At 69.4% G+C, this 13,619-nt stretch carries 12 protein-coding genes; 8 read left to right on the top strand and 4 right to left on the bottom strand.

Features of this window, described 5'->3' with window-relative positions; genetic code table 11:
- Positions 1–48: 48 nt before the first annotated feature.
- On the bottom strand, positions 49–1,875 hold the full coding sequence (locus tag V2S04_RS12365) for an AMP-dependent synthetase/ligase (RefSeq protein ID WP_413638713.1): 1,827 nt from the start codon (positions 1,873–1,875) through the stop codon (positions 49–51).
- Positions 1,876–1,990: 115 nt separating this feature from the next.
- Here V2S04_RS12365 and V2S04_RS12360 point away from each other — a divergent pair, with 115 nt between their 5' ends.
- Positions 1,991–2,689 carry a lysophospholipid acyltransferase family protein gene (locus V2S04_RS12360; RefSeq protein WP_413638712.1) on the top strand — a complete coding sequence of 233 codons (699 nt, stop codon included), beginning with the start codon at positions 1,991–1,993 and terminating at the stop codon, positions 2,687–2,689.
- An 84-nt stretch (positions 2,690–2,773) separates the two neighbouring features.
- On the top strand, positions 2,774–4,111 hold the full coding sequence (locus tag V2S04_RS12355) for a class II 3-deoxy-7-phosphoheptulonate synthase (protein ID WP_413638711.1): 1,338 nt from the start codon (positions 2,774–2,776) through the stop codon (positions 4,109–4,111).
- A gap of 91 nt (positions 4,112–4,202) precedes the next feature.
- Here the strand turns inward: V2S04_RS12355 and pknB are convergent, their stop codons facing one another.
- Both pknB and V2S04_RS12345 read right to left on the bottom strand, forming a co-directional pair.
- Positions 4,203–6,152 carry a Stk1 family PASTA domain-containing Ser/Thr kinase gene (gene pknB, locus V2S04_RS12350; protein WP_413638710.1) on the bottom strand — a complete coding sequence of 650 codons (1,950 nt, stop codon included), beginning with the start codon at positions 6,150–6,152 and terminating at the stop codon, positions 4,203–4,205.
- Between the two features lie 82 nt (positions 6,153–6,234).
- Positions 6,235–7,431, bottom strand: a complete 1,197-nt coding sequence (locus V2S04_RS12345) for a LysM peptidoglycan-binding domain-containing protein (RefSeq protein ID WP_413638709.1) — start codon at positions 7,429–7,431, stop codon at positions 6,235–6,237.
- A gap of 136 nt (positions 7,432–7,567) precedes the next feature.
- Between V2S04_RS12345 and V2S04_RS12340 the strand changes: the two genes are divergently transcribed.
- Positions 7,568–7,912, top strand: coding sequence for an Rv2175c family DNA-binding protein (locus V2S04_RS12340; RefSeq protein WP_340088442.1), 345 nt, complete (start codon positions 7,568–7,570; stop codon positions 7,910–7,912).
- Between the two features lie 15 nt (positions 7,913–7,927).
- Here V2S04_RS12340 and V2S04_RS12335 read toward each other — a convergent pair whose 3' ends face one another.
- Positions 7,928–9,007, bottom strand: coding sequence for a polyprenyl synthetase family protein (locus V2S04_RS12335; RefSeq protein WP_413638783.1), 1,080 nt, complete (start codon positions 9,005–9,007; stop codon positions 7,928–7,930).
- Positions 9,008–9,099: 92 nt separating this feature from the next.
- Between V2S04_RS12335 and V2S04_RS12330 the strand changes: the two genes are divergently transcribed.
- From V2S04_RS12330 to V2S04_RS12310, 5 genes are all read left to right on the top strand, one after another.
- A complete protein-coding gene (locus tag V2S04_RS12330) occupies positions 9,100–9,486 on the top strand; it encodes a DUF3040 domain-containing protein (RefSeq protein ID WP_099196305.1) in 387 nt (128 codons plus the stop codon).
- A 253-nt stretch (positions 9,487–9,739) separates the two neighbouring features.
- The gene (gene mraZ / locus V2S04_RS12325; RefSeq protein WP_413638708.1) at positions 9,740–10,171 is read left to right on the top strand and encodes a division/cell wall cluster transcriptional repressor MraZ; all 432 of its coding nucleotides are present in this window, start codon (positions 9,740–9,742) and stop codon (positions 10,169–10,171) included.
- Positions 10,172–10,267: 96 nt separating this feature from the next.
- The gene (rsmH, locus tag V2S04_RS12320; RefSeq protein ID WP_413638707.1) at positions 10,268–11,206 is read left to right on the top strand and encodes a 16S rRNA (cytosine(1402)-N(4))-methyltransferase RsmH; all 939 of its coding nucleotides are present in this window, start codon (positions 10,268–10,270) and stop codon (positions 11,204–11,206) included.
- Positions 11,203–11,790: a hypothetical protein gene (locus V2S04_RS12315; RefSeq protein ID WP_413638706.1), complete on the top strand. Its 588-nt coding sequence runs from the start codon at positions 11,203–11,205 to the stop codon at positions 11,788–11,790. Before rsmH ends, V2S04_RS12315 begins: the two co-directional genes overlap by 4 nt.
- 20 nt (positions 11,791–11,810) lie before the next feature.
- Entirely contained in the window at positions 11,811–13,613 is a 1,803-nt protein-coding gene (locus V2S04_RS12310; RefSeq protein WP_413638704.1) for a peptidoglycan D,D-transpeptidase FtsI family protein, read from the top strand.
- The last annotated feature ends 6 nt before the right edge of the window (positions 13,614–13,619 follow it).

Below are 13,619 nucleotides of genomic sequence, written 5' to 3'. Positions count from 1 at the left end.
ACGCGCCGGGGCAACGCTGCCTGGCAGCGTTGACCCGGCCTCGACGTGTCAGCCCAGGGGCGTGGTCGTCGTCTGGACGGGAGCGTCGTAGATCTCGGCCACCGCGTCGGCGAAGTCCTCGAGGATCACGTTGCGCTTGATCGACATCTTCGGCGTGAGGTGTCCGCTAGCCTCGGTCCACTCGACCGGGAGGATCGTGAACTTGCGGATCGACTCGGCTCGCGAGACCGTCTTGTTCGCGCGGTCGATCGCCCGCTGCACCTCGTCGCGGACGGCCTGGTTGCGGCTCGCCTCGCTCAGCGACATGTCGGCCGGCAGCCCGTTGTTGGCCAGCCAGGTCGGAAGCATCTCGCTGTCGAGCGTGACCAGGGCGGAGATGAACGGCTTCTGGTCGCCGAGCACGACGACCTGACCGACGATCGGGTTCGAGCGGATCGGATCCTCGAGCATGGCCGGCGCGACGTTCTTGCCGCCCGCGGTGACGATGATCTCCTTTTTGCGACCGGTGATCGTCAGGAAGCCCTCGGAGTCGAAGCTGCCCAGGTCGCCGGTGCGGAACCAGCCGTCGTGGAACGCCGCCTCGGTGGCCTCGGGGTTGTTCCAGTACTCCTTGAAGACGTTGATGCCCTTGACCTCGATCTCACCGTCCTCGGCGAGGCGCACGCCGACGCCGGGGAGCGCGGGGCCGACCGTGCCGATCTTGGACTTGTCGGCCAGGTTCACCGTCGCCGGCGCCGTGGTCTCGGTGAGGCCGTAGCCCTCGAGGATCACCACGCCGAGACTGTGGAAGAAGTGCCCCAGTCGAGCGCCGAGTGGCGCGGATCCCGAGACGGCGTACGACACGTTGCCGCCCATCGCCTCGCGCAGCTTGCTGTAGACCAGCTTGTTGAACAGTGCGAACTTCATCCGCAGGCCGAACGGGATCGGCTTGCCCTCTTCGCGCAGGGTGGAGTGCTCGACGGCGGCGGCGGCAGCGGCGCGGAAGATCTTGCCCTTGCCGCCGGCCTCGGCCTTCTGCTCCGCGGAGTTGTACACCTTCTCGAACACGCGGGGGACCGCGAGCAGGAAGGTCGGCTTGAACGAGCCGAGTGCCGGGAGCAGCTGCTTCGTGTCCGGCTGGTGGCCGGTGCGCACGCCCGAGTGCACGGCGAGGATCGAGATGAAGCGCGCGAACACGTGGGCGGTCGTGATGAACAGCAGCGTCGAGGCTCCGGGGGCGGAGACCACGGCGTCGAGGGCCTTCGCCGAGTTGCGCGACAGCTCGACGAAGTTGCTGTGCGTGAGAACGCAGCCCTTCGGGCGCCCGGTGGATCCCGAGGTGTAGATCAGCGTCGCGATGTCGGAGCCGACGGCGATGCCACGACGGCGCTCGATCTCGGCGTCGTCGACCTCTGCACCGCGGGCGGTGAGGGCGTCGATCGCGCCCAGGTGCAGCTGCCAGATCTCGCGCACCAGGGGCAGGTCGCCGCGCACCTCGTCGGCGCGGGTGAAGTGCTCTGCCGACTCCACGATCAGCGCGGTGGCGCCGGAGTCCTCCATGATCCACTGGATCTGCGCGGGCGAGCTGGTCTCGTAGATGGGCACCATCACGGCGCCCGCGTAGAACAGGGCGAAGTCGATGAGCGTCCACTCGTAGGTGGTCTTGGCGATGAAGCCGACCTTCTCGCCCGGCTGGATGCCGGCGGCGACGAATCCCTTCGCGAGCGCGATGACGGCGGTCTCGAAGTCCTTCGCCGAGATGTCGCGCCATCCGCTGCCCTCCGGCACGCTGAACAGCGCGAGATCTGGCGTCTTCTGCACGCGCTGGGCCAGCAGATCGCTGACGTTGCCCTCCGGGTCGGCAGGGACGATTGCGGGGACTTCGAACTGGGCCACGGCAGCTCCTTCGGCACCGGTCGGATATGAGTCCTCAAAGTCTAGGGCATGACACCCAGTCGCACGGTAAGTGAAACTGGGTCGCCGAGCGAGGTGCGGCGCTAGACTGCATTCGATGTTCTACTGGCTGATGAAGTACGTCGCGATCGGTCCGCTGGTCAAGGCGATCTTCCGACCCTGGATCGTGGGGCGCGACAACGTCCCGACCAGCGGTGCGGCCATTCTGGCGAGCAATCATCTCTCCTTCGCCGATTCCATCTTCCTGCCTCTGCTGATCGATCGGCCCATGTCGTTCCTCGCCAAGAGCGACTACTTCACCGGCCGCGGCCTCAAGGGGTGGGCGACGCGGGTATTCATGAAGGGCACCGGTCAGATCCCGATCGATCGGTCGGGTGGGAAGGCGTCGGAGGCGTCGCTCAACACCGGGTTGCAGATCCTCGGTCGTGGCGACCTGCTCGGCATCTACCCCGAGGGCACCCGCAGCCCCGACGGGCGGCTCTACCGCGGACGCACCGGCATCGCGCGGATGGCACTCGAGGCCAAGGTGCCGGTGATCCCCGTGATCATGGTCGACACCGACACAGCGATGCCGATCGGGCAGCGGATCCCCCGTGTCATGCGGGTCGGGATCGTGATCGGCGAGCCGCTCGACTTCTCCCGATACGAGGGCATGGAGAACGATCGGTACATCCTGCGCTCGGTGACGGACGAGATCATGATCGCGCTGCAGCGACTGGGGGCGCAGCGGTACGACGACGTGTACGCGTCGACCGTGAAGGACCGCCTGCCCCCGGGCGCTCCGGGCCGTCCCTGACAGCGCGCGCTCCGCGTCGCGGTGGGTCGTCGGCCGGTCGTCACAGGGATATCCCGGCGCTCGGCGAACACTAAGCTGGAGCACATGCTTCCCTCGCACCCCGAACTCGACGCGTGGCGATCCCTTCCCATCAAGCAGCAGCCGCAGTGGCCCGATGCCGAGCGCACCGACGAGGTGTCGAGGCAGCTGGCGGCTCTGCCGCCGCTGGTCTTCGCGGGTGAGGTCGACAACCTCCGCGCGCGACTCGCACGCGCGGCGTCCGGCAACGCCTTCCTGCTGCAGGGCGGGGACTGCGCCGAGACCTTCGCCGGCGCCACCGCCGACCAGATCCGCAACCGGATCAAGACCGTGCTGCAGATGGCCGTGGTGCTCACGTACGGGGCCTCGATGCCGGTGGTGAAGATGGGCCGCATGGCGGGCCAGTTCGCCAAGCCCCGCTCGAGCGACACCGAGACCCGCGGCGACGTCACGCTGCCCGCATACCGCGGCGACATCGTCAACGGATACGACTTCACCGAGAAGTCGCGTCAGGCCGATCCCGGTCGACTGCTGCAGGGCTACCACATGGCCGCATCGACCCTGAACCTCATCCGTGCGTTCACGCAGGGTGGCTTCGCCGATCTGCGCGAGGTGCACTCCTGGAACAAGGGCTTCGCACAGAACCCGGCCAACCAGCGCTACGAGCGCATGGCGGCCGAGATCGATCGGGCCATCAAGTTCATGGAGGCCGCGGGAGCCGACTTCGAAGAGCTCAAGCGCGTCGAGTTCTTCACCGGTCACGAGGGCCTGCTGATGGACTACGAGAGCCCGATGACCCGCATCGACTCGCGCACCGGCACGCCCTACAACACCTCGGCGCACTTCGTCTGGATCGGGGAGCGCACCCGTGATCTGGACGGCGCGCACGTCGACTACTTCTCGCGCATCCGCAATCCCATCGGCGTCAAGCTCGGGCCGACCACGACGCCGGAGACCGCGCTCGCGCTGATCGACAAGCTGGACCCGAACCGCGAGCCGGGGCGCCTCACCTTCATCACGCGGATGGGAGCGGGGAAGATCCGGGATGCTCTCCCGCCGCTGCTCGAAGCCGTGAAGGACTCCGGCGCGGTGCCGCTGTGGGTGACCGACCCGATGCACGGCAACGGCATCACCACGCCCAGCGGCTACAAGACCCGTCGCTTCGACGACGTCGTCGACGAGGTGCGCGGATTCTTCGAGGCGCACCGTGCGGTCGGGACGTTCCCCGGCGGCATCCACGTCGAGCTCACCGGCGACGACGTCACCGAATGCCTCGGCGGCTCCGAGCAGATCGACGAGGCCGGCCTCGCGACCCGGTACGAGAGCCTGTGCGACCCCCGTCTGAACCACATGCAGAGCCTCGAGCTGGCCTTCCTCGTCGCGGAGGAGCTCGAGAAGCGCTGAGTCGCATCCCTCACGAGGGCGGGCGTCCGAGGGATCGGGCGGCCGCCCTCGTCGCGTCAGGGCCCGCCGGAATGCGCGGCCGAGGTGGGCGTCAGCAGAAGATGCCGGGGGTGAGGGTGATGGTCGTGCCCCGAGGGGCGGTGTCGGTCGGGGCGTAGCTGCACACCTTGTAGATGTCCCAGTACTTGCCGCCGAGGGGGATCTCCACATCCTCGATCGTCGGCTGCACCTCGAAGCCCGCGTCCTTCAGAGTCGAGACCGCATCGCGCACGCTCTTTCCCTTGACGTCCGGGATGGGGAGGGGCTGCGGGCCCCTCGACACCGTCAGCGTGACCGTGTCTCCGGGGCGCCACGCACCGCCACCCGGGCGCTCGCTGCTCTGGGCGATGACGGATCCCTTGGCGACCGACTCGCTCCAGTCGCTCGGACGCTCGTCGGCGACCTCGAGCTTCACGTCCTCGAGCGTGCGCACCGCCTCGTCGAGCGGCTTGCCCGTGACGTCCGGCACCGCACCGAGGGAGAGCTGGATGAGGGCGGTGTCGTCCTCGAACACCTGGCATCCGTCCGCGCACCCGTGCGGCTCGCCCTGATCACGCGGGGTGACGCGCACGTTGAGCACGAGCCCCTTCTCGAGGTCGTCGAAGTACTCCTCCACGTCGTCGGAGACGTTCACGCGGTTCGCGGCGAGGATGCTGCGCACCTCGTCGGCGCTCTTGCCGCGCAGGGCGGGGAGATCGTGCCGGGCGGGGCCGGTGGAGACGACGAGGGAGACCGTGCTGTCCTTCTCGACGCGCTCGGCCTCGCCGGGCGCCGATTCGATCACGAGACCCTGGTCGACGTCGATCGACGAGCGCTCCGCGCGCTCGGGCACCAGCCCTTCGGCCTCGACGGCGGCGGCAGCGTCCTCGTAGCTCATCCCGGCCACCGACGGAACGGCGATCAGCGAGCCTGGGCCGGATCCGAACCACCAGCCTGCGGCACCGGCGAGCACCGCCAGCAGCAGCACGAGGGTGAGCAGCGCGGCGCCGGTGGAGCGCCGTCGCGCGGTGCGCCGGCGCAAGCGCGTCGCGTTGTCGGCGCCCTCCTCGGCGTCGTCGTCGGCGGCGGGCAGCACGGCCGTGCCGGGAAGGATCTTCGTCACCGAGCCCGAGTCGTACGCGCGCGACGATGCCTCGGTCGCCGTGGGCACCGGAGCGACCCCGATCTCGCGCTCGATCTCGCGCAGGCGCGTGAGCATCTCCTTCGCGTCCATCGGCCGGTCGTCGGGCGACTTCGCCGTGGCCCAGAGCACGAGCTCATCGAGCTGATCGGGCACGCCCGCATTGCGCGCGCTCGGACGCGGTACCTGCTCGGTGGCGTGCTGGAAGGCGATCTGCATGGGCTGCTCACCCTGGTAGGGCTGCTCGCCGACGAGCATCTCGTAGAGCATGATGCCCAGCGCATAGATGTCGCTGCGCGCATCGGCCGTGCCCCGGGTGACCAGCTCCGGCGCGAGGTAGGCGATGGTGCCGAGCAGCTGCGCGCCGGTGGCGGTGTTCGCCGTGGTGGCGCGGGCGAGTCCGAAGTCGCCGATCTTGATCCGGCCGTCCTCGGCCAGCAGCACGTTTTCGGGCTTGACGTCACGGTGCACGATACCCGCGGCGTGCGCGGCGGCCAGGCCCGAGAGGATCGCGTCCATGATCGTGATCGTCTGTGCGACGGTCAGGCGCTTCTGCTCGCGCATGAGCTCGCGCAGTGTGATGCCGGGAAGGTACTCCATCACCAGGTAGGCGAGCTCGCCGTCCTGACCCTGGTCGAAGACGTTCACGACGTGGGGGTCGGCGAGGCGTGCGGCCGCCCTCGCCTCCTGGATGAACCGGCTCTGGAACGCCGAGTCGTCGCTGAGGTGCGCGTGCATCACCTTCAGCGCGATGCGCCGCTCGAGGCGCATGTCGGTCGCCACGTAGACGGTCGCCATGCCGCCGCGCGCGATGCGTGCGCGCACGCGATACCGGCCGTCGACAAGCCGCCCGATGAGGGGGTCGGCCTGCGGAGTGTTCACAGGTCGAGTCTATGAAGAACACCCTGGATGAAACGGCAACGGCGCACCGCGGCCGGGTTTCGATCCGGTGACGATGGGCGTGTCATCGCAGCGTGTCGAGCCAGCGGTTCGCCTGACGCTCCCACTGACCGTAGCGATGCGGGAAGGCCGAGACCTGAACGGCCTGGGCCGCGCCCGTGAACGACATGCGCTGCCAGCCCGGGATGTCGAGAAGGCCGCGCGTCGTGCCGCCGTTGGGGTCGTGCCTGCCGCCGTAGAAGACCCGGATGCTGCGATCGGCGTCCGTGATCTGCGCGGCGGTGCCCCAGCCCTGACTCGGTCGCTGCTGGAACAGGCCGAGCGAGTCGCGGTCGCCGTGATCGAGGTTGCGCATCGAGGACTCGACCATCGCGGTGGCGAGGGCGATCGCGATGCCCCGGTCGGGCACCCCGAGCTCGCGCCCGATGCGGATGATGCGCACCGCGTGCGCCTTCTGCGTGGCGTTCAGCGTTGCCGAGCGCTGCGTGGACGCCGGGACGGAGAGGCGCAGCTTCTGACCGGGATAGATGATGCTGCCCTGGCCGAGGTCGTTCGCCTCCAGCAGCACCGCGACGGTGACGCCGTGCTTGCGGGCGATGCCGAACAGCGTGTCACCCGCGGCGACCGTGTGCGAGGTCGGCTTGGCGGCCGGTTCGGCAGCCGGGGTCTTCGCTGCGACGAGCTGGGCGGCAGCGGCGGATGCCGGCGCCGCGCCCACTCGCAGGACCTGCCCCGGCCGGATGATCGCGGAGCCGCTCAGGCGGTTGTGCGACATGATCGCAGACACCGTCGTGCGGTACTTCTTCGCGATCGCGTAGACGGTGTCTCCGCGGACGACGGTGTGCGTCTGGGCTTTCGGCGAAGACGGCTTCGCCGCGGCCGGCTTCGCAGGAGCCGCCGCGGGGGCGGCGGGGGAGAGGCGAAGCGTGCGACCGGGATAGATGACGGATCGCCAGCCGAGTCCGTTCCAGGCGAGGACATCGGCCGTGGCGATCCCGTGCGCGGCGGCGATGGACGACACGGTGTCGCCCGGTCTGATCGTGTAGCTGCTCGGGCGTGCTGCGGCCGGGCGGACCGGCGCGCTCGCGACGCTTCTCGCAACCGGGAGCGCGCGCACGTGCGGAGTCTGCACCGAGGCGGCTCGCGAGCCGACGTCGGCGGCCTCCGCGGGTGCGACGGAGAGGGTGGCCGCCAGGGTTCCGACCACCGCCGCAGGAGCGGTGAACCGCACCGGCAGGGCGCGCTGTGTGGTGATGCTCATATCGTCTCTCTCCCCGTGAATCCAGAAGAAACGCTGACACGCATGTAAACCGTTGTCAACTGATGTGACGGATGTGAATGGAGTGAACGTCAGCCGCCACGCCGGTGCTGCGCCGTGTGGATGAGATAGTGGAGGGGTGTCTGAGAACGCTCCTGATCCCTCCGCCTGGCTGACGATCCCCGAGCTCGCCGAGGCTCTCGGCGAGACGCCCGGGCGCGTTCGTCGACTGCTCGACGAGCACTACCTGGTCGGCTCCCGTCGGCACGGCGCGTTCGCCGTGCCCGCCGTGTTCATCGTCGACGAGCGGCCGCTGCCGTCCCTGCGCGGGACGATCATGGCGCTGCAGGACGCGTCGTTCTCGGACGACGAGATCATCGACTGGCTGCTGGCCGAGGAGGAGTCGCTGGGGCGCACACCGATCGCGGCGCTGCTCGCCGGCCACAAGAGCGAGGTCCGTCGGGTCGCGCGCACCCTCGCCTGAGACGAGGGGCGCAGGTCACGCGGATCGGGCGATCGCGGCCTCAGCGAGCGCGCGCAGCGCGTGTTCGGCGGTCTCCTCCAGTGCCGCGTCGTCGAGGGCGCGCTCTGCGGCGGCGGTGTAGTCGGCGATCATCCGCTCGACCTGCGCGGCGGCGCCCGTCTCTCGGATCATCTCCTGCAGCTCGGCGACGTCGCTCGCGCTGAGGTGCGGGTCCCCGATGCGCGCGTCCACGAGCGCGCGCTCCGAGACCGGCAGCGCCTCTCGGGCGATGGCGATGAGCGCGGTGCGCTTGCCCTCGCGCAGGTCGTCGCCGGCCGGCTTGCCGGTGAGAGCGGGGTCGCCGAACACCCCGAGCAGATCGTCGCGCAGCTGGAAGGCCATGCCGACCGGATGCCCGAACGCACGCAGCCTCGCGAGCAGTCCGTCGTCGGCGCCGCCGAGCGTCGCCCCGAGCAGGATCGGCTGCTCGACGCTGTAGCGCGCCGACTTGAGGGCGGCGACGCGGAGCGCCCGCTCCAGAAGCGACTGCGGCGGGTTCACGCTCCAGGCGCACTCCTCGGTGATGTCGAGCATCTGCCCGACCGTCACGTCCCGCCGCATGCGCGCGTACTCCGCGCGCGTCGCGGCGGCGTGCCGATGCCCGGCGAGCGACTCCTCGAGCAGGTCGTCGCTCCACGCGACGAGAAGGTCGCCGAGGAGGATCGCGGCGGAGCGTCCGAAGGCCTCGGCGTCGCCGTGCCAGCCGGCCCGGCGGTGGGCCGCCTCCAGAGCGCGATGAGAGGCAGGGCGGCCGCGGCGCGTGTCGGAGTTGTCGATCAGGTCGTCGTGCACGAGAGCGGCCGACTGGAAGATCTCCAGTGCCGCGCCCAGGCGCCACAGTGCGGCATCCGGAGCCTCGACGCCGTCGCTCGCGGCCAGCCAGCCCGCGTGTGCGAAGCGCGCCCGAAGGCGCTTGCCGCCCTGCAGCGTCGCCGCGGCGGCGCCGATGAACACCTCGGCATCGGGCCCGTACTCGGCGCTGCGCGAGCGGATGCTCTGCAGGAAGAGGTCGAGCTGTTCGGCTACGGCATCGGAGACGGGGGAGGGCGGCACGATTCCCAGCCTAGATGCAGGCAATGCGCCTCGCTCGGCTAGCCCCGCGGCCCCGTACGAGGGTAGACTTGACGGACCGAACCAGGGGGTGGGACATGCCTCTTTCCGAACAAGAGCAGCGCATGCTCGACGAGATGGAACGCCATCTTCTCCAGCACGACGCAGACGTCGTCACGGCGCCGTCGGGTGATCGTGCGCTGAGCTACCGCAACCTCGTCTACGGGGCACTGCTTCTGCTCGCCGGCATCGGCGGTCTCGTCGCCGCGGTGGCGGCCGGCGACAGGGTCGGTGTGGCCGGCAGCATCATCCTCGGCGTCGTCGCCTTCCTCGCCATGCTCGGCGGGGCGATCCTCGCCTTCACGCCCGTTCGACGCACGTCGGCTCCCACCGCGACCGCGAAGCAGCGATCCCCGAGATCGCAGGACTCCTCCTTCATGGATCGGATGAACGATCGCTGGGATCGCCGACAGGACGAACGCTGATCTGACCCGCTGAGAGACCCGGATGCCGTGCATCCGGGTTTTTTCATGCCCGCGGCGCCCCCCCTCCTCCACTTTCCCTCCACCCGCCCTCCACCACGCTCCACGCCCGCCGTTCCGCGGAACGGCGGGCGTCGTGCGTCGCGCGGTCCGCGCATCGCGCGAGTTCGAGGTGAATCTCTGTAGGAAAGTGGAGCGTTGTGGAGTAAAGTGGTGCGCACCTCGAGTTGGCCGGACGCAGAGGGGGTGATGGCCAGTGCTGCTGGGTACCCACACGCCGAAGCTCGACGACAAGGGGCGCGTGATCCTTCCTGCGAAGTTCCGTGAGGATCTCGCCGGCGGCATCGTGGTCACCCGCGGCCAGGAGCGATGCCTGTACGTGTTCAGCACCGCGGAGTTCGAGGCCAAGCACGAGCGGATCCGACAGGCTCCGCTCACCGACAAGCAGGCGCGGAGCTTTCTGCGCATGTTCCTCTCCGGCGCCAGCGCCGAGATGCCCGACAGCCAGAACCGCATCACCATCCCCGCTCATCTGCGGCAGTACGCAGGCCTGCAGAAGGAGCTGGTCGTCACCGGTGTCGGCGCCCATGCCGAGATCTGGGATGCGACCGCCTGGAACGAGTACCTCGAGAGCAATGAAGAGTCCTACGCCGATCTGGAACAGGAGGTGATTCCCGGCTTGTTCTGACCACGGCTGTGATGCCTCGCCGCTCCGCCCCGACACACTTCCCCGGTGCCGGGTCGAGCGGAGAGGAATCAGAGCCGGAGGTCACGGGAGAAGATCATGAGCATCCGCGACATCCACACCCCGGTGCTGCTGGAACGCTGCATCGAACTGCTCGCGCCTGCACTGCAGCAGGACGGCGCGGTGCTCGTCGACGCCACCCTCGGCATGGGAGGGCACTCCGAGGCGTTCCTCGAGCGCTTCCCCGGCATCCGTCTGGTGGGCCTGGACCGCGACACCGACGCCCTTCGCATCGCGGGGGAGCGGCTGGCGCCGTTCGGCGACCGCGTCACGCTGGTGCACACCGTGTACGACGAGATCGGCCTGCACGCGCAGGGCGCGTCGGCGATCCTCTTCGACCTGGGCGTCTCGTCGCTGCAGCTCGATGAGGCCGAGCGCGGCTTCGCGTACTCGAAGGACGCACCGCTCGACATGCGCATGGACCAGACCAAGGGGCGCACGGCCGCGACCATCCTGGCCGAGTACAGCGAAGGCCAGCTGCGGCGCATCTTCGAGCGCTTCGGCGAGGAGAAGCTCGCCGGTCGCTACGCCCGGTTCATCGTCGAGGCCCGCGCCGAGCATCCCCTCACCCGCTCCGGCGAGCTCGTCGACCTGCTCGCCGCGGCCACCCCCGCCGCGGCGCAGCGCGCGGGCCATCCCGCCAAGCGCGTCTTCCAGGCGCTGCGCATCGAGGTCAACTCCGAGCTCAGCGTGCTGGCCGATGCGATCCCCGCCGCGATGGACGCGCTCAGCGTCGGCGGCCGGATCGCCGTCATGTCGTACCAGTCGCTGGAGGACCGCCTGGTCAAGCAGGCGTTCACCGCGGCATCATCCTCGACCGCGCCCGCCGGACTCCCGGTTGAGCTGCCCGAACACGCGCCCCGGTTCCGCGTGCTCACCAAGGGCGCCGAGATGGCCGGCGATGAGGAGAAGGCGCGCAATCCGCGGGCCATACCGGTGCGGCTGCGCGCAGCCGAGAAGCTGAGGGAGTCGGCATGAGCCTCCAGACCGCCCGCGTCGACCCGCGGCCCGCGCCTCACGTCGAGCCGCCGCGCCGGCTGACACCCGTCGCCGCTCCCGCCACCCGACGCCGCCCGCGGCTCGCCTACGCGGCCCTGGCCGTCGGCGGCGCGCTGGCGATCGGCGCGGCGCAGATGGGCATCTCGCTCGCCACCACGCAGGACGCCTTCGTGCTCGCCGACCTGAACATCCGGCAGCACGAGCTCGGCCTGCAGAAGCAGGCTCTGCACGAGAACCTCGTCGGCATCAGCTCGCCGCAGTCGCTCGCGGTCAAGGCCGACGCGATGGGGCTCGTCGTCGCCGGATCCGCCTCGTACCTCCGCCTCAGCGACGGGAAGGTGCTCGGTGCCGGCGACGGCGCCAGCTGGGCATCCACCGTCGACCCGAACGGCGCGACGAAGGTCGGAAACGCGCTGCTCGCGCCGCCCGCCCCCACCGCGGCGGAGAAGAAGGCCGAGGAGGATGCCGCGGCCGAGCGCGCCACCGCGGCGGCGGCGCCCGCCGAGCCTGCCGGACCGCCGGTCATCGCCGGCGACGGCCTCCCGACCCCCACCACCCGATAGCAGCACCGACGGAGACGCGCATGACCACCCGAGCCACACGCGCACAGCGCCGCCGCACCGCCGCCGCCCTCGCCGTGATCCTGGCGGTGCTCTCCGTTTTCGTCTTCCGCCTCGTCGACATCCAAGTGGTGCACGCCGACGATCACGTCGCCGAGGGCGTGAACACCGGCAACCTCGGCTCGACGCAGATCATCGCCGGGGCTCGCGGCGACATCACCGACTCCGCCGGCACCGTGCTCGCCTCGAGCGTGCTGGTGTACGACTCCCAGCTGGATCCGAAGCTGATCCGCGAGTTCGAGGAGCAGACAGACGAGAAGAAGAAGCCCGCGCTGTCGTGGGACGAGGCCAGCGAACGCATCGCCGACATCGTCGGCCTCACCGGTGACGACGTGCGCTCGGCGGTCGCCGACCGGCTGGCTCAGGACCCGGACTCGCGCTACGTCAAGCTCGTCAACGGGCTGAGCACCGAGCAGTACCTCCAGCTCCGCGAGCTGAAGACCGACGACGGCCTGGCGTACATCGCCATGATCCCGCGATCCGTGCGGGTCTACCCGAACGGGGCCGTGGCCGGCAGCGCGCTCGGATTCCTCGACGGCTCGGGCAAGGCGCGCTACGGCGTCGAGCGCATGGAGAACGCGTGCCTGTCCGCCGAGAACGGCGAGATGACGTACCTGCGCGGTCTGGGCGGGGTGAAGATCCCCGGCAGCGAGCAGATCACCCCGGCGACCGACGGCGGCACCGTTCAGCTCACCATCAACAGCGACCTCAACTGGTACCTCCAGCAGATGATCGCCGAAGAGGCCAAGAAGCAGGGTGCACAGGCCGGCTCCGTGACCGTCGTCGACGTGAAGACCGGAAAGATCCGGGCGATGGCGGAGTACCCGACCGTCGACCCCAACGACGTCGACTCGGTGGATGACGACTACTGGCGCTCGCAGATCTTCTCGTACTGGTTCGAACCCGGCTCGACCTTCAAGCCGATCACCGCGGCGTCGGTCATCAACGAGGGCGCGGCGACGCCGCTGACCTCGGTCACCGCGCCCGACCACAAGAAGTTCGCCAACGGCGCGGTCGTCAACGACCCCTTCAACCACCCCACCTATCAGTACACGTTCGCCGGTGCGCTCATCGACTCGTCGAACGTCTCGCTGTCGCAGTTCGGCACGATGATCTCGCCCGACAAGCGCTACGACTACCTGAAGAAGTTCGGCGTGGCGAAGAAGACCGCCGTCGACTTCCCCGAGGAGCTCGCGGGCCTCATCCACGATCCGAAGACCTGGGACTACCAGACGCTGTACACGACCACCTTCGGCCAGGCCTTCACCGTCACCCCCGCTCAGATCGCCGGTGCCTATCAGGCGCTCGCCAACGGCGGGGAGAAGGTCGACCTCTCGCTCATCGAGTCGTGCACCACCGCCGACGGCACCGTGATCGAGCCCGACGCCCCGAAGAGCGAGCGGGTGGTGAGCGAGGAGACGGCGAAGACCGTGCAGCGGATGCTGGAGAACGTCGCCGTGCAGGGCGGTCTCGCCAAGACGATCGAGGTGCCCGGCTACCGGATCGGCATCAAGACGGGAACGGCCCAGAAGTCGAACGGCAAGGGCGGCTACAAGTCGGGCGTGTACTTCACGAACATGGCGGGCATCGCGCCGATCGAGGATCCGCAGTTCGTCGTGCTGGTCACTCTCGACGAGCCGACTAAGATTAGGAACTCCGGGGCCACCGCCGTCGCCTTCCAGAAGGCGATGACGCAGGTGCTGAAGACCTACCGCGTCGCCCCCTCCTCGCAGCCCATGGATGAGCTGCTCCCGAAATTCGACTAGCCGGCA

This window comes from Microbacterium sp. OR21, from assembly GCF_047306785.1.
Taxonomy (GTDB): Bacteria; Actinomycetota; Actinomycetes; order Actinomycetales; family Microbacteriaceae; genus Microbacterium; species Microbacterium esteraromaticum_E.
The sequence above is the reverse complement of the archived record's forward strand: the minus strand, read 5'-3'. Positions and strand labels throughout refer to the sequence as shown.

Excerpts from the sequence above, each read along its gene's own strand:
- V2S04_RS12360 (WP_413638712.1), top strand. The coding sequence starts at position 1,991 with ATGTTCTACTGGCTGATGAAGTACGTCGCGATCGGTCCGCTGGTCAAG.
- V2S04_RS12355 (WP_413638711.1), top strand. The coding sequence starts at position 2,774 with ATGCTTCCCTCGCACCCCGAACTCGACGCGTGGCGATCCCTTCCCATC.
- V2S04_RS12345 (WP_413638709.1), bottom strand. The coding sequence starts at position 7,431 with ATGAGCATCACCACACAGCGCGCCCTGCCGGTGCGGTTCACCGCTCCT.
- V2S04_RS12330 (WP_099196305.1), top strand. The coding sequence starts at position 9,100 with ATGCCTCTTTCCGAACAAGAGCAGCGCATGCTCGACGAGATGGAACGC.
- rsmH (WP_413638707.1), top strand. The coding sequence starts at position 10,268 with ATGAGCATCCGCGACATCCACACCCCGGTGCTGCTGGAACGCTGCATC.
- V2S04_RS12315 (WP_413638706.1), top strand. The coding sequence starts at position 11,203 with ATGAGCCTCCAGACCGCCCGCGTCGACCCGCGGCCCGCGCCTCACGTC.
- V2S04_RS12310 (WP_413638704.1), top strand. The coding sequence starts at position 11,811 with ATGACCACCCGAGCCACACGCGCACAGCGCCGCCGCACCGCCGCCGCC.